Source organism: Paraburkholderia sp. GAS199, assembly GCF_050436585.1.
Taxonomy (GTDB): Bacteria; Pseudomonadota; Gammaproteobacteria; order Burkholderiales; family Burkholderiaceae; genus Paraburkholderia.
In genome coordinates, this window is sequence record NZ_JBNDMM010000007.1 from 206,941 (window position 1) to 222,277 (window position 15,337).

Below are 15,337 nucleotides of genomic sequence, written 5' to 3' on the forward strand. Positions count from 1 at the left end.
ATCAGCGGTACTGACCTGCGTACTTGATGACCTTGTCGAGATTCTCCTTGGTGATGAAGCCCGGACCCGAGCGGATGTTCTTCGGGCCGTACGACGGTGCCAGGCCGTAAGTCGCGAGGCGGGCCTTGAACTTCGGATTGGCTTCGAGAATCTGGCGGATTTTCGCCGGATCGGTGGTGTGCTCCTTCTTCACGATCGCCAGCACCGCGACCGGGATATAGCCTTGCAGATACGGTTGCTGGTCGATGGCGAACTGGATCGTGCCGTCCTTGATCGCCTTGGCGATGTCGTCGGAGAAGTCGAAAGTGCAGAAATAGATCTTGCCCGCCAGACCCATCTGCGAGACGGCCTTCAGAGTGGCCGAAGCCGGGGTCGGTCCGAGCGTCAGGATCGCGCCGGTGTTCGGATGGTTGCGCAGATAAGCGCTGACTTTCGACTGGATCTCGGTCGGGTCCTGTCCCGAATCGATGGTCGACGATTTGTAGTCCACACCGATTGCTTCGGCGAAGCCGCGGCAACGGTCGAACGACACGGTGTTGGTGGCGAGGTGGTTCACGCACAGGAACGACTTCACGCCGGCGGCCTTGGCCTTTTCGCCCGCCGCCTTGCCCGCCACGTACTCGGGTTGGCCGACGTGCATGATCGCGCCGAGTTGCGCGCTCTGTTCCTCGGTGCCGGAGTTGATCGTGACGAGCGGAATCTTCTTCGCCGTGACTTTGTTGATCGAGCTTTTCAGCACGTCGAAGTCGGCGATCGTGACGATCACGCCGTCGTAGTTGCGTGCGGCCGCCTGTTCGACGAGGCGGGCCATGTCGGCGATGTCACCGTTCGGGGGATTGCGGTAGTCGGTCTCGACGTTGAAGTCTTCGTCGGCCTGTTTGATGGCGTTCTTGATGGTGTTCCACCACGAATCCGAATCCGGCGCGTGGCTGATCAGCACGAAGTGAGCGTCTGCCGCGCGGGCGGCGGATGCCGCGCCGAATCCCGTCGCCAACGTCAATGCCGTCACCAGAATGCTGAGCGTAGCCTTGCCCTTGCAAAGTCTCATTGTCTCCACCTTTCTCGGTCTGTCGTTATTGAAGGGAGCGTCTGGCGGGCGGCTTTTCATCCGCATTCCTGCCGGCGACTACCTGCCGTTGCGCCATCGCTCACGACCAAGATTAGGCCAAGTTCCTGGTGGTTGCAATGAAAATTTCATGACAAATAAAAATGGAAAATACGTTCCATTTGATCGGGGCGCTGCCTATAATCGGCAGCGTCAGGACGCCGTGGCGCGGGCTTCGCGCAGCGCTTGCGCACTGCAATAAAGCAACGAAGAGAGAGCCATGGCGGAAGAGAGCACCGAAGAATTGCCGAGCGTCGACGAATTGATGCAGCGCATCGCGGAGAACTACGAGGCGCTGCCGCGTCAATTGAAGAGCGTCGCCACGTATATCGAGCAAAACCGTTCGAGCGTGATGGTGGACCGCACCAGCGACATCGCGGCGAGTTGCGGCGTGCATCCGTCCGCCGTGGTGCGTTTTGCGCAGCGCTTCGGTTTTTCCGGCTTCAGCGATCTGCAGGCCGTATTTCGCCAGGCTTACACGGGGCAGGGCAGTTCTTCGCCGAGTTATCAGCAGAGGATTCGCAAGCTGATCGACGAGAAGCCGGGCGCATTGTCGGGCGGCTCGGTGGCGCGCGAATTCATTGCGGCGTCGCGCGGGGGACTCGAAGAACTCGAAGCGGGCCTCGACGACAAACAGTTCGACGCCGCCGTGAAAATGCTGCAGCAGGCCGACAACATCTACGTGATCGGGGTACGCCGTTCGTTTCCGGTGGCGAGTTATATCGTCTACGCGTTGCAGCACACGCCCAAACGCGTGCATCTGGTGTCCGGTTTCGGCGGCATGTATCGCGAACAGATTCGCAGCGTGAAGAAAGGCGACGTGGTAATCGCGATCAGCTTCGCGCCGTACGGCAAGGAAACGCAGTATTGCCTGCGCGTCGCGCATCATCACCAGGCGAAAACGCTGGTTATTACGGACAGCCAACTATCACCGCTGTCGCGCTACGCCACCACGCAGTTGTATGTGAAAGAGGGCAGCGCGTTCGCGTTCCGCTCGCTGACCAGCACGATCTGTTTGTGCCAGGCGTTGTTCATCGCGCTTGCGTACAAGCTCGAATTGAACGTGGAAGAGTCCACAGACACTGGAGGATACGATGACTGAAGCGGTGAAAACGATCGACGTTGCAGTGTTCGGCGCGGGTCGCATCGGCAAGATTCATGCGGCGAATCTTGCGCGCCAGCCCGGCGTGCGGCTCAAGTACGTGGTGGACGTAAATCGCGAAGCCGCAGCGGCACTCGCTGCCGAACACGGCGCGCAGGTCGCGGATATCGACACCGCGATGGGCGATGCGTCGGTGGGCGCCACGGTGATCTGTTCGAGCACGGACACGCACGCCGACTTGATCGTGAAATCGGCCGCGCAAAAAAAGCATGTGTTCTGCGAGAAGCCGGTCGATCTGACGCTGGAGCGGGCGCGTGCCTGCGCCGAAGCGGTCGAACGCGCGGGGGTGGTCTGCATGATCGGTTTTCAGCGCCGCTTCGATCCCACGTTTTCTGCGCTGAAGGCGCGCATCGACGCGGGCGAGATCGGCACGCCGGAGATGCTGGTGGTGACGAGCCGCGACCCCGGTGCGCCGCCGGTCGACTACATCAAGCATTCGGGCGGCATCTTCAAGGACATGCTGATTCACGACTTCGACATCTTCCGCTGGATTCTCGACGACGAAGCCGACACGCTGCACGCCACCGGCAGTTGTCTGTCCGACCCGGCCATTGCCGAGGCGGGTGACATCGACAGCACCGCGGTGACCATCCGCACGAAGCGCGGACGTCTTTGCCAGATCAACACGGCGCGGCGCGCTGCTTACGGTTACGACCAGCGTTTCGAAGTGCTCGGCAGCACCGGCATGCTGCAGGCGGGCAATGTGCGTCCCACGGAGGTGACGGCGTACTCGAAAACCGAAGTGTCGAGCGACGTGCCCGAGGCCTTCTTCCTCGAACGTTATCGCGCTGCGTATGCGCTGGAAATCGCGCATTTCTTCGATGCCGTCACGCAAGGCAAGCCGGTGCGGACCACCGTCGCCGACGGTCTGAAGGCGCTCGAACTCGCCGACGCCGCCACGCGTTCGTGGCGCGAGGGACGCGCGATCAAACTCGGCGAGGCATCGTGATGAGCGCGGGGCGTGTGCGGGTGGGCGTGGTCGGGCTCGGACGATTGGGCAAACGCCACGCCGAGAATCTCGCGTATCGCGTGCCGGGCGCGGCGCTGGTGGCGGCGTGCAGTCCGGTGGAAGAGGAGCGTGCGTGGGCGCGCGCCACGCTGCCCGAACCGCGTCTTTACGACGACTACGCCGCGCTGCTGGCCGACCGCGAGGTGGACGCCGTGTGGCTGGTCACGCCGTCGTCGCTGCACGCGCAGCAGATCGTCGATGCGTTGAGGGCGGGCAAGCACGTGTTCTGCGAGAAACCGTTGTCGCTCGATCTGGCCGAGTGCGAGCGTGTGCTGGCGGAGGCCGGGCGTTATCCGCATTTGCAGGCGACCATCGGCTTCATGCGGCGTTTCGATCCGAGCTACCGGGATGCGTATGACAGAGTGACGGCGGGCGCCATCGGCCGGCCGTTTCTGGTGCGTTCGCAAACCACCGACAAGAACGACGAAGACGGTTTCTTCGTGCGTTTCGCGGCCGGATCGGGCGGCATTTTTCTGGACTGTACCGTGCACGACATCGACGTGGCGCGCTGGCTGCTCGGCAAGCCGCGCGCGAAACGCGTGTTTGCCGCGGGCGCGATCGCCTTGCACGACGGCCTGCGCGAATTCGGCGACGTCGACAACGGCGTGGCGATCTGCGAGTTCGAGGACGGCAAGCTCGCGATGTTCTACGCGTCGAGGACACAGGCGCACGGCAACGATACGCACAGCGAAGTGATCGGCACGGCGGGAGCGCTGGCGATCGGGCGCAACCCGCGGGCTAACCGGGTCGAGATCTACGATGCGTCGGGGATCCGGAACGAATGTACGCCGACCTTCTTCGATCGCTTCGAGGACGCGTTTCTGTATGAAGCGCGGGATTTCGTTGACGCGGTGGCGGGGGGCGGTGCGTCGCACGCGCAAGCCGGCGCGACGCTGGCTGATGCGGTTGAGGCTACGCGGATTGGAGTGGCGTTGAGGAGGTCGTTGGGGAGTGGGGAGGCGGTGGTTTTATAGGTTTTGGTTTTTGCCATAACTGGCTGTTTTTTTTGTTTGCCTGGGGCGGTGGTGTTTTTTTGCTTGCCGGCGGCGGTGCTTCTTTTGTTTGCCTGCGGCGGCGGTGTTTCTTATGTTTGTGGTTTATTAGTGTTGCCCCTGTGCGGGGCGGCACTTACTTTCTTTGCCGCGGCAAAGAAAGCTAAGCAAAGAAAGCCGCTCACACCGCTAACCCTAAGCGGGCATCTCTCATAACGACACGGAGTGGCAGCCGATAGGGCCGACCGTGGATCGTCATTGCCAGTGGTACAGCAGTCATCCGTTCCGGCGACGCTGCGCGCGCCGGAGCGGTACTTCACCCAACCACTCACTTCGTTTTTTGCTTTACCAGCCATCGGCTTCGCCTCGGCGAAATGCTCAATGGAAACCTGCGGTTTCCCACGCATACCGCTCGGCGCGCGGAGCGCCGCCGGAACTGATGACGGCCTTGTCACTCACGCGGAGTGCGCGACGCGCCGGACGCTCCGGGGCCACTGCGGTAGAGAAGCGCCACCGATAACGAATAGCATTGGCGGTTCAAAGCGGCTTTCTTTGCTTACCTTTCTTTGCCGCAGCAAAGAAAGTAAGTGCCGCCCCGCACAGGGGCAACACTAATAAACCACAAACAAAAGAAACGCCGCCGCCGTAAAAAAACAAAGAAAAACACCACCGTCACAGGCAAACAAAAAAAAGCCCCCGCCGCAGGCAAAAACCAAACCTACCCCCCTGCGGTAAAATCTCAACAATCCCCTCAAGTCGGCACAAGCCGACGCCCCACCCGAAGGTCATCGTCGATGCAAATTCAGGTTCATAAGGAAGTCGATGCGCGCGGGCTAATGTGTCCGTTGCCCATCCTGCGCGCCAAAAAGGCGCTCGCCGACATGGAAAGCGGCCAGATTCTTAAGGTTTTGGCCACCGATCCCGGCTCGCAACGCGATTTCGCCGCGTTTTCCAAGCAAACCGGCAACGAACTCGTTGAAAGCTCGGTGCATGAAAAGGTGTTCACGTTTCTGATGAAGCGGCGCTAAAAATCTAGCCAACGCCCGCTTCACCCCGACGTGAGTAGCGCCAGCACGCGCGTACCGAACGTGCGCCGAACGTGCACCGAACGCACGGATCAAAACAAAAGGCGCTGTGTCCGCAAATGCGGGACACAGCGCCTTTTTGACTTTCAGCGTCCGGCGGAAACCGCTGAAAACCGCCGGAAACGCCTGTTTTAGCCCACCAGCACCGGCGAGCGGACGCGCAGATATTCTTCGAAATCGGCGGCCACTTCCGGGTGACGCAGCGCGAACTCGACCGTCGCCTTCAGGTAACCGAGTTTGCTGCCGCAATCGAAACGCGTGCCGTGGTACTTGTACGCCAGCACCTGTTCGTCGGCCAGCAGCGACTGGATGGCGTCCGTCAGTTGCAGTTCGCCGCCGGCGCCCGGCTTCAGCGCGCGCAGATGTTCGAAAATTCGCGGCTTGAGCACGTAGCGGCCCACCACGCCGAGGTTCGACGGCGCCACGCTCGGCTCCGGCTTTTCGACGATGCCCGACATCTTGACGATCGAATCTTCCCACTCCTTGCCGTCGACGATACCGTACGACTTGGTGTCCTGCGGCGGAATCTCTTCCACGCCGATCACCGAGCTGTGATAGTGGTCGAACACTTCGATCATCTGCGTCATGACGGGCGGCGTGCCGTACAGCAAGTCGTCCGCGAGAATCACGGCGAACGGGTTGTCGCCCACCAGCTTTTCGGCGCACATCACCGCGTGGCCGAGGCCGAGCGCTTCCGGCTGGCGCACGTAGAAGCAATCGACATGGCTCGGCTTGATGCTGCGCACCAGCTCCAGCAGCTTGTCCTTGCCGCGCGCTTCCAGTTCGGCTTCGATTTCGTAGGATTTGTCGAAATGGTCCTCGATCGCACGCTTGCTGCGCCCCGTCACGAAGATCATTTCGGTGATGCCGGCCGCCATTGCCTCTTCCACCGCGTACTGAATGAGCGGCTTGTCGACGATCGGCAGCATTTCTTTCGGGCTCGCCTTCGTGGCAGGGAGGAACCGGGTGCCAAGACCTGCTACCGGAAATACCGCTTTTGTAACTTTTAGCATGTGATTACCCTGAATCCTCTGAATTAGCTTTTGGTCCCAGTCCGCCCCCGCAAGGGCGGACACGAAGCTTCGATCAGGCTGGCAAGCGGGCCAGTTGGGCTTTCAGCTTGCCAATCGTGCTTTCGAATTCTGCCAGCCTTTTCTGCTCCTGCTCAACGACTGCCGGCGGCGCTTTTGCAACAAAACTTTCATTCTGCAACTTGCCATTGCACTTGACGACTTCCGTGCTGAGCCGCGCAATCTCCTTCGACAACCGCTCGCGCTCGACTGCAACGTCGATCTCCACCTTCAGCACGAGCTTGTCATTTCCTACGATAGCAATTGGCGCGCCATCTGCCTGTGCGTCCAACGTCGCCTCGTCGGCAATGATCTGTACTTCAGACAATCTTGCCAGCGCCTGAGCGTACGGAGCGAACGTACGCAGACGCTCCGCGTTGCCGGTGGCGAGCAACGGCACCTTGACCGCCGGCGAGAGGTTCATTTCGCCACGCAGGTTACGGCACGCGTCGATCACCGCCTTCAGGTCGGCGGCCCACTGCTCGGCCGCTTCGTCGATCTTCGACGGCTCCGCAACGGGGTACGGCTGCACCATGATGGACGCTTCACCCTCGGCTTTGCCTTCGGGGTAGCGGCCGGCCAGCGGCGCAACTTTCTGCCACAACGCTTCGGTGATGAACGGAATCACCGGATGCGCGAGGCGCAATACGGTCTCGAGCACGCGCAACAACGTACGGCGCGTGGCCCGCTGCTGGTTCGGCTGACCCGTCTGGATCTGAACCTTGGCGAGTTCAAGATACCAGTCACAGTATTCGTCCCACACGAACTTGTATAGGGCGTTGGCCACATTGTCGAAGCGATAGTCGGCGAAACCCTTGGCGATTTCCGCTTCCACGCGTTGCAGACGCGAGACGATCCAGAAATCGGCCTGCGAGAAATGCAGGTGACCTTCCGGGCCGCATTCGCCGCACTGTTCCGGCTTGCCGAAGCCGCAATCGTGGCCTTCGCAGTTCATCAGCACGAAACGGGTGGCATTCCACAGCTTGTTGCAGAAATTCCGATAGCCTTCGCAGCGCGCCAGGTCGAAATTCACGTTGCGACCGAGCGTGGCCATCGACGCCATGGTGAAGCGCAGCGCGTCCGTGCCGAACGCCGGGATGCCGTCCGGGAACTCCTTGCGGGTTTTCTTTTCGATCGACGCCGCCTGCTTCGGGTTCATCAGGCCGGTGGTGCGCTTGGCGACCAGCGAGTCGAGGTCGATGCCGTCGACGATATCGATCGGGTCGAGCGTATTGCCCTTGCTCTTCGACATCTTCTGGCCTTCGGCGTCGCGCACCAGACCGTGAACGTAGACCGTGTCGAACGGAACCTTACCGGTGAAGTGCGTAGTCATCATGACCATGCGCGCCACCCAGAAGAAAATGATGTCGAAGCCCGTGACCAGCACCGACGACGGCAGGAAATGCTTCAGTTCCGGCGTTTCCGCGGGCCAGCCGAGCGACGAAAACGGCACGAGCGCGGACGAGAACCACGTGTCGAGCACGTCTTCGTCACGCTTGAGGGCGCCGGTGTAGCCCGCCGCCGCTGCCTTTTCGCGCGCGGCTTCCTCGGTCTTCGCGACGAAGATTTCGCCGTTCTCGCCGTACCACGCCGGAATCTGGTGGCCCCACCAGAGCTGGCGCGAAATACACCAGTCCTGGATGTTTTCGAGCCACTGGTAGTACGTGGTGCTCCAGTTTTCCGGCACGAATTTGATCTCGCCGTTGCGCACCACGTCGAGAGCGGTTTCGGCGATCGACTTGCCCGGATTGAAGGTGCCTTCCGGCGCCGGCTTGCTCATCGCGACGAACCATTGGTCCGTCAGCATCGGCTCGATCACCACGCCGGTACGGTCGCCGCGCGGCACCATCAGCTTGTGCGGCTTGACCGATTCGAGCGCGCCGAGCGCTTCGAGGTCGGCGACGACCTGCTTGCGCGCTTCGAAACGATCCAGGCCGCGGTATTTTTCCGGCGCGTTGTCGTTGATCTTCGCGTCGAGCGTGAGGATCTCGATCATCGGCAGCTTGTGGCGCAGACCGACCTGGTAGTCGTTGAAGTCGTGCGCGGGGGTGACCTTGACCACGCCTGTGCCGAACTCGCGATCGACGTAGTCGTCGGCGATGATCGGAATCTCGCGGTCCGTGAGTGGCAGTTTGATCATCTTGCCGATCAGGTGCGTGTAGCGCTCGTCTTCCGGATGCACCATGGCGGCGGTGTCGCCGAGCATGGTTTCGGGACGCGTGGTGGCCACCGTCAGATGGCCCGAGCCGTCCGCGAGCGGGTACTGGATGTGCCACAGGTGGCCGTTTTCTTCCTCGCTGACCACTTCGAGGTCGGAGACGGCGGTGAGCAGCACCGGGTCCCAGTTGACGAGACGCTTGCCGCGATAGATCAGGCCTTGTTCATACAGACGGACGAAAACGTCGCGCACGGCGGCCGACATCTTGTCGTCCATCGTGAAGTATTCGCGCGACCAGTCGATCGACGCGCCCAGACGGCGCACCTGGTTCGTGATGGTCGAGCCGGATTGCTGCTTCCATTCCCACACGCGTTCGACGAATTTTTCGCGGCCGAGATCGTGGCGCGAGACGCCTTTCGCGTCCAGTTGCCGTTCGACGACGATCTGCGTGGCGATACCCGCGTGGTCGGTGCCCGGCACCCACAGCGTGTTCGCGCCGAGCATGCGGTTGTAGCGGGTCAGGCCGTCCATGATCGTCTGGTTGAACGCATGGCCCATGTGCAGCGTGCCGGTGACATTGGGCGGCGGCAACTGGATCGAGAAGTCGGGCTTGTTTTCGTCGATGATGGGCGCCGCGTAGGCGCGCTTTTCCCATTCCGGGCCCCAGTGGGCTTCGATAGTGTGGGGCTCGAAGCTCTTGGCAAGCGTGGAGGTCGGGTCGCTCGGGGTCTCGCTCATGTGTCGGTCAGCTGGTAAATGCAAGGAATGCTCGATTATAAGCGGCGCAGTGCGATGGGGGATTTTTGGTTTTTTGGGGTTCTCCCCGGCAGGGGGCAGGTTTGTTTTTTTGTTTTGTTTTTTTGGGGGTTCTGTTTGCCGGCGGCGGTGGGTTTCTTTGTTTGCCTGCGCGCGGCGTTCTTTCTTTGCGTTATTGGTTTATTAGTGTTGCCCCTGTGCGGGGCGGCACTTACTTTCTTTGCCGCGGCAAAGAAAGCTAAGCAAAGAAAGCCGCTCACACCGCTAACCCTAAGCGGGCACCTCTCATAACGACACGGAGTGGCAGCCGATAGGGCCGACCGTGGATCGTTTTCCGCAGTGGTACAGCAGTCATCCGTTCCGGCGACGCTACGCGCGCCGGAGCGGTACTTCATTCAACCCACCTCTGCGTTTCGCGATAGCGGGGCCGTCGGCTTTGCCTCGGCGAAAAGCTTAATTGGAAACCTTCGGTTTCCCCAGCATGCCGCTCGGCGCGCGAAGCGCCGCCGGAACTGATGACGGCCTTGTCACTCACGCGGAGTGCGCGACGGCCCGGACGCTCCGGGGCCACCGCCGCAGAGAAGCGCCGCCGATAACGAATAGCATTAGCGGTGTGAGCGGCTTTCTTTGCTTACCTTTCTTTGCCGCGGCAAAGAAAGTAAGTGCCGCCCCGCACAGGGGCAACGCTAATAGACCAATAACGCAAAGAAACACCACCGCCGCAGGCAAACAAAAAGAAGCCGCCGCATGCAAAAAAACCAGTCCTCCTGCACAGCATATAATGACGCACACCCCGCCGTCCCTCCAGAAAAATGCCCGATCTGCTAGCCAATCTGAACCCCGAACAACACGCCGCCGTCACGCTTCCCAATGAACCGGCCATGATTCTTGCCGGTGCGGGCAGCGGCAAAACCCGCGTGCTGATCACGCGGATTGCGTGGCTCATCCAGCAAGGGCTGGCGTCGCCCGCCACGATTCTCGCGGTCACCTTTACGAACAAGGCGGCGCGCGAAATGATGTCGCGCCTCTCGGCGCTGCTGCCCATCGACACGCGCGGCATGTGGATCGGCACCTTCCACGGGCTGTGTAACCGCATGCTGCGCGCGCATCATCGCGACGCGGGCTTGCCGGCCACGTTCCAGATTCTCGATACCGCGGACCAGCTTTCCGCGATCAAGCGTCTGATGAAGGGACTGAACGTCGACGACGAAAAATATCCGGCCAAGAACCTGCAGTACTTCATCAACAACGCGAAGGAGCAGGGACTGCGTCCGAAAGACGTCGATGCGACCGACAACTTCAACCGCAAGTTCGTCGAACTGTACGAAGCCTACGACCAGCAGTGCCAGCGCGAAGGCGTGGTGGATTTCCCCGAACTGCTGCTGCGCTGTTTCGAACTGCTCGCCCACAATCCGCCGCTGCGCGCGCACTATCAGGCGCGCTTCCGGCACATTCTGGTGGACGAGTTTCAGGACACCAACAAGCTGCAATACGCCTGGCTGAAAATGCTGGCCGGCCAGACCAACGCGATTTTCGCGGTCGGCGACGACGACCAGTCGATCTACGCGTTCCGGGGCGCGAACGTCGGCAACATGCGCGACTTCGAACACGAATTCAACGTGCGTCACCTGATCAAGCTGGAGCAGAACTACCGCTCGCACGGCCATATTCTCGACGCGGCCAATCAGCTGATCGCCAACAACTCGCGGCGTCTGGGCAAGAATCTGCGTACCGATGCCGGTCACGGCGAACCGGTCCGGGTGTACGAATCGGCCACCGATACGCAGGAAGCCGGCTGGATCGTCGAGGAAATCAAGGCGCTCATCAGTACCGGCACCTCGCGCAGCGAAATTGCGATCCTGTACCGCAGCAACGCGCAGTCGCGCACGATCGAACACACGCTGGTGAACGCGGGCATTGCGTACCGCGTGTATGGCGGTCTGCGCTTTTTCGAGCGTCAGGAAGTGAAGCACGCGCTCGCCTATCTGCGCCTGATCGACAATCCGAACGACGATACCGCGTTCGCCCGCGTGGTCAATTTCCCGACGCGCGGCATCGGCGCGCGCTCGATCGAGCAACTGGCGGACGCCGCGCGTCTGTACAACTGTTCGATGGCGGCGGCCATTCCGTATGTGGCGGGCAAGGCGGGTTCGAGTCTCTCGGCGTTCGCGAATCTGGTCGGCCGGATGCGCGCCGAGACGCAGCAGATGAGCTTGCCGGAAACGGTCGAATACGTCGTGCGCACGAGCGGTCTGACGGAGTTTTATCAGAACGAGCGCGAGGGTCAGGACCGGCTTGAGAACTTGCAGGAACTGGTGAACGCGGCAGCCGCGTTCGTCAGCGAAGAAGGGTATGGCATGGACACGCCGGCGCGCTCGATTCCGCTGCGGCCGGGCGCGAGCGCCGCGCCCGAACTGGTTGTCGCCACCGACGATCCCAACACCGTGGTGCTCGACGCGCCGGGCGTGGCCGATCCCGCACAAAACCCCGACACGATGACGCCGCTCGCGGGCTTCCTGTCGCACGCATCGCTCGAAGCGGGCGACAACCAGGCGCAGGCCGGTCAGGAAGCGGTGCAGCTGATGACCGTCCACGCGGCGAAGGGTCTGGAGTTCACCGCCGTGTTCATCACGGGTCTCGAAGAGGGGCTGTTCCCGCACGAAAACAGCGCGATGGAATCGGACGGCCTCGAAGAAGAGCGCCGCCTGATGTACGTCGCCATCACGCGGGCCAAGGAGCGGCTTTATCTTTCGTTCGCGCAAAGCCGGATGTTGCACGGCCAGACGCGCTACAACATCCGCTCGCGTTTCTTCGACGAACTGCCGCAGGAAACGCTCAAGTGGCTCACGCCGAAAGTGGAGGCGGGCGCGCGCTGGGGTGGTCGTTCGGATAACGCCGGTTATGGGCGCGACTGGTTCGCGCGGCCGGGTTACACCGGACCGGCGTCGTCCACGCCGGCTTCGTTGCCGGCCTTCGCCAACGAAACCCGCGCGGCCGAAACGGGCTTTCGCGTGGGCCAGCAGGTGTTCCACACCAAGTTCGGTGAAGGCACGATTACCGCGCTGGAAGGCGGCGGCACGGACGCCAAGGCGCAAGTCAAGTTCAAGCGCCACGGCGAGAAGTGGCTCGCGCTGGCGGTCGCCAAACTGCAGCCGGTGGAGTGAGCATGAGCGCAGGTGAAACGGCAACGCCGCTCGGCTCGGCACCTCGTCCGCTCGGCATTCTGGCGGCGCTGCCGCAGGAACTCGGCGACCTGATCGAAGCCATGCGCGCGGAGTCCGGCGTGCGTACCGTCACGCATGGCCGGCGCGATTACCATCACGGCACAGTGCATGGCGCGCCTTGCGTCGTGACACTGGCGCGTGTCGGCAAGGTCGCGGCGGCGGCAACGGTCAGCGCACTGATTCATGCCTTCGACGTCGAAGCCGTGGTGTTCACCGGCGTCGCGGGCGGCGTGGGCGAGCAGGTGCGGGTGGGCGACATCGTCGTTGCGCAAACCTTGATGCAGCACGACCTCGACGCGTCGCCGCTGTTTCCGCGTTTCGAAGTGCCGCTGCTCGGCGTGTCGCGTTTCGATGCGGACGCGTCGCTGGCCGACCAACTCACGGCGGCCTGCGAGCGTTTCGTCACCGAGGAAGGCGCGGCGCTGGCTGCGCGATTCGGCACGCAAACGCCGCACGTGCATCGCGGCCTCATCATCAGCGGCGATCAGTTCGTGGCGAGCGCGGCGGGCGTCATGGCCTTGCGCGCGGCGTTGCCGGACGCGCTGGCAGTCGAGATGGAAGGCGCGGCGATCGCCCAGGTCTGCTACGAATACGGCGTGCCGTGCGCCGTGGTGCGAACCATTTCCGACACCGCGGACGATCACGCGCCGCAGTCCTTCGTCTCGTTTTTGACGGAGATCGCCGGCACGTATTCCAACGCGATACTCACGCGCTTTCTGAACGCGCGGCGGACGGCGTAAGGCGCGAGGCGCACCCCTGCTGCGCCTCTCCCGCCGTCGTCACTCTTTTTCGGAAGCGCTCAGCGCCTCACGCACCTGCTGCAATGCCGAGGGATCTTCGATGGTCGGCAGATCGCCCGGTTCGCGGCCTTCGGCCAATGCTGCGATCGCTCGACGCAGCAGTTTGCCCGAGCGCGTTTTCGGCAGCATCGACACCACATGCACGCGCGCCGGCCGCGCAATCGCGCCGAGCTGACGGTCCACCGTCGCGCTCAATTCGGCTTCGAGTTTCGCGCGCTTTTTGTCCGTGGCGAAAGCCTGAGCGTCGCGCAATACGACGAATGCCATCGCCACCTGACCTTTGAGCGGATCGGTCACGCCGACCACCGCCACCTCCGCGACGGCCGCGTGACTCGACAAGGCTTCCTCGATTTCGCGCGTCCCGAGCCGATGGCCGGCAACGTTGATCACATCGTCGGTGCGGCCGAGGATCGTCACGTAGCCGTCTTCGTCCTGAATGCCCCAATCGAAAGTGGAATACACCTGCTGGTTCGGCACGCTCGACCAGTACGTGCTGACGAAGCGCGAATCGTCGCCCCAGACCGTGGACATGCAGCCGGGCGGCAACGGATAGGTCAGCGTGAGCACGCCTTTTTCGCCGGGCGGGCAGGGCTCGCCGGTGTGCTCGTTGCGCAGACACAGATTGAAGCCCGCGGACGGCACGCCCGGTGAACCGAGCTTGACCGGCAAGGCTTCGACACCGCGCGGGATCGCCAGCATCGGCCAGCCGGTTTCGGTTTGCCAGTAGTTGTCGATCACCGGCTTGCCGAGCGCGTCGGCGATCCACGAGGCGGTGGGTTCGTCGAGTGGCTCGCCGGCGAGAAACAGCGTGCGCAGGCTCGACAGGTCCGCTTTTTTCAGCAGCGCGGGGTCCTGTTTTTTCAGCACGCGCAGCGCGGTTGGCGCGGTGAACATCAGGTTGATCTGGTGCTGCTCGACGAGGCGCCACCAGATGCCGCCGTCGGGCCGGATCGGCGTGCCTTCGTACATCACGGTGGTGAGTCCGGCGATCAGCGGCGCGTAGATGATGTAGCTGTGGCCGACCACCCAGCCGACGTCCGAGGCGGTGAACATGGTGTCGCCCGCGCGTCCCTGGAAGATATGTTCCATCGACGCCGCCAGCGCCACGGCATAGCCGCCCACGTCGCGCTGCACGCCCTTCGGCTTGCCGGTCGTGCCCGAGGTGTACAGCACGTAAGAAGGCTCGTTCGATTCGAGCCATTCGCAGGGCACGTGCGCATTGAAGAACTGCTCGCGCAGCGGCTCGTAGGCGACCAGGTAACTCGCGCTCAGGCGCTCGGGCGCGAGCTGCCGGTCGATCAGCAGCACGTGTGGCGTCTTGTGCGTGGCGCGCGCCAGTGCTTCGTCCACGAGCGGCGTGTAGTCGATCACCTTACCGCCGCGCGCGCCGGCGTCGGCGGTGACGATCAGGACCGGCCTGGCGTCGTCGATACGCGCGGCGAGGTTCGGTGCGGCGAAGCCGCCGAACACCACCGAGTGAATCGCGCCGAGTCGCGCGCACGCGAGCATCGCGAACAGCGCTTCGGGAATCATCGGCAGATAGAGCAGCACCACGTCGCCGCGCTTGACGCCCAGCGAGCGCATGACTGCGGCCATGCGGTTGATTTCCGCGTGCAATTCGGCGTAGGTATAGCGCCGCTCGATGCCGGTTTCCGTCGACACATATACCAGCGCGTTCTGCTGCGCGCGCTCGGCGAGATGCCGGTCGACCGCGTTGTGACACAGATTCGTGCGTCCGCCGACGAACCAGCGCGCGAACGGCGGATTCGAGCGGTCGAGCACGGTCTCGAACGGCGTCTGCCAGTGAATTCGCCGCGCCTCTTCGCGCCAGAAGTCTTCCGGGTTGTCGATCGAACGGCGGTGAAAGTCACGGTAGCGGGTCATCGGCGGCGATCCTTCTGCGGCGTGTGTGGCGTACGTGTGGCGGATGCATGGTGACGCCCGACGTCATACCGACGCCGGGTTGGCGTCAGTAT

General features: G+C 62.6%; 11 protein-coding genes. 7 read left to right on the top strand and 4 right to left on the bottom strand.

Going from position 1 to position 15,337, the window contains the following annotated elements:
• Window position 1: 1 nt before the first annotated feature.
• Entirely contained in the window at window positions 2-1,048 is a 1,047-nt protein-coding gene (locus tag P3T18_RS25410) for a sugar ABC transporter substrate-binding protein (protein ID WP_429302719.1), read from the bottom strand.
• A 277-nt stretch (window positions 1,049-1,325) separates the two neighbouring features.
• Here P3T18_RS25410 and P3T18_RS25415 point away from each other — a divergent pair, with 277 nt between their 5' ends.
• From P3T18_RS25415 to P3T18_RS25430, 4 genes are all read left to right on the top strand, one after another.
• Complete coding sequence (locus P3T18_RS25415; RefSeq protein ID WP_429302720.1) at window positions 1,326-2,207, top strand: MurR/RpiR family transcriptional regulator; 882 nt, start codon at window positions 1,326-1,328, stop codon at window positions 2,205-2,207.
• Window positions 2,200-3,216 (top strand): inositol 2-dehydrogenase, encoded by a 1,017-nt coding sequence (gene iolG, locus P3T18_RS25420; protein WP_429302721.1) that lies wholly within the window; start codon window positions 2,200-2,202, stop codon window positions 3,214-3,216. Before P3T18_RS25415 ends, iolG begins: the two co-directional genes overlap by 8 nt.
• Window positions 3,216-4,250 (top strand): Gfo/Idh/MocA family oxidoreductase, encoded by a 1,035-nt coding sequence (locus P3T18_RS25425; RefSeq protein WP_429302722.1) that lies wholly within the window; start codon window positions 3,216-3,218, stop codon window positions 4,248-4,250. The genes iolG and P3T18_RS25425 overlap by 1 nt, the downstream gene beginning before the upstream one ends.
• Before the next feature lie 818 nt (window positions 4,251-5,068).
• Complete coding sequence (locus tag P3T18_RS25430; RefSeq protein WP_429302987.1) at window positions 5,069-5,296, top strand: sulfurtransferase TusA family protein; 228 nt, start codon at window positions 5,069-5,071, stop codon at window positions 5,294-5,296.
• Window positions 5,297-5,484: 188 nt separating this feature from the next.
• Here the strand turns inward: P3T18_RS25430 and galU are convergent, their stop codons facing one another.
• Both galU and P3T18_RS25440 read right to left on the bottom strand, forming a co-directional pair.
• Window positions 5,485-6,366, bottom strand: a complete 882-nt coding sequence (gene galU, locus P3T18_RS25435; protein WP_429302723.1) for a UTP--glucose-1-phosphate uridylyltransferase GalU — start codon at window positions 6,364-6,366, stop codon at window positions 5,485-5,487.
• 73 nt (window positions 6,367-6,439) lie between these two features.
• A complete protein-coding gene (locus P3T18_RS25440; RefSeq protein ID WP_429302724.1) occupies window positions 6,440-9,319 on the bottom strand; it encodes a valine--tRNA ligase in 2,880 nt (959 codons plus the stop codon).
• Between the two features lie 27 nt (window positions 9,320-9,346).
• Between P3T18_RS25440 and P3T18_RS25445 the strand changes: the two genes are divergently transcribed.
• The 3 genes from P3T18_RS25445 to P3T18_RS25455 all read left to right on the top strand — a co-directional run bounded on the left by P3T18_RS25445 (window position 9,347) and on the right by P3T18_RS25455 (window position 13,301).
• On the top strand, window positions 9,347-9,628 hold the full coding sequence (locus P3T18_RS25445; RefSeq protein WP_429302725.1) for a hypothetical protein: 282 nt from the start codon (window positions 9,347-9,349) through the stop codon (window positions 9,626-9,628).
• A 521-nt stretch (window positions 9,629-10,149) separates the two neighbouring features.
• Complete coding sequence (locus P3T18_RS25450; RefSeq protein WP_429302726.1) at window positions 10,150-12,501, top strand: UvrD-helicase domain-containing protein; 2,352 nt, start codon at window positions 10,150-10,152, stop codon at window positions 12,499-12,501.
• Window positions 12,502-12,503: 2 nt separating this feature from the next.
• Window positions 12,504-13,301, top strand: coding sequence for a 5'-methylthioadenosine/adenosylhomocysteine nucleosidase (locus P3T18_RS25455; protein WP_429302727.1), 798 nt, complete (start codon window positions 12,504-12,506; stop codon window positions 13,299-13,301).
• A 39-nt stretch (window positions 13,302-13,340) separates the two neighbouring features.
• On the opposite strand, the gene P3T18_RS25460 is transcribed toward P3T18_RS25455, so the two are convergent.
• Window positions 13,341-15,245: a propionate--CoA ligase gene (locus P3T18_RS25460; RefSeq protein WP_429302728.1), complete on the bottom strand. Its 1,905-nt coding sequence runs from the start codon at window positions 15,243-15,245 to the stop codon at window positions 13,341-13,343.
• Between the last annotated feature and the right edge of the window lie 92 nt (window positions 15,246-15,337).

Coding starts and splice junctions, on each gene's coding strand:
- P3T18_RS25410 (WP_429302719.1), bottom strand. CDS start 1,048: ATGAGACTTTGCAAGGGCAAGGCTACGCTCAGCATTCTGGTGACGGCA.
- P3T18_RS25415 (WP_429302720.1), top strand. CDS start 1,326: ATGGCGGAAGAGAGCACCGAAGAATTGCCGAGCGTCGACGAATTGATG.
- iolG (WP_429302721.1), top strand. CDS start 2,200: ATGACTGAAGCGGTGAAAACGATCGACGTTGCAGTGTTCGGCGCGGGT.
- P3T18_RS25425 (WP_429302722.1), top strand. CDS start 3,216: ATGAGCGCGGGGCGTGTGCGGGTGGGCGTGGTCGGGCTCGGACGATTG.
- galU (WP_429302723.1), bottom strand. CDS start 6,366: ATGCTAAAAGTTACAAAAGCGGTATTTCCGGTAGCAGGTCTTGGCACC.
- P3T18_RS25440 (WP_429302724.1), bottom strand. CDS start 9,319: ATGAGCGAGACCCCGAGCGACCCGACCTCCACGCTTGCCAAGAGCTTC.
- P3T18_RS25445 (WP_429302725.1), top strand. CDS start 9,347: ATGCTCGATTATAAGCGGCGCAGTGCGATGGGGGATTTTTGGTTTTTT.
- P3T18_RS25450 (WP_429302726.1), top strand. CDS start 10,150: ATGCCCGATCTGCTAGCCAATCTGAACCCCGAACAACACGCCGCCGTC.
- P3T18_RS25455 (WP_429302727.1), top strand. CDS start 12,504: ATGAGCGCAGGTGAAACGGCAACGCCGCTCGGCTCGGCACCTCGTCCG.
- P3T18_RS25460 (WP_429302728.1), bottom strand. CDS start 15,245: ATGACCCGCTACCGTGACTTTCACCGCCGTTCGATCGACAACCCGGAA.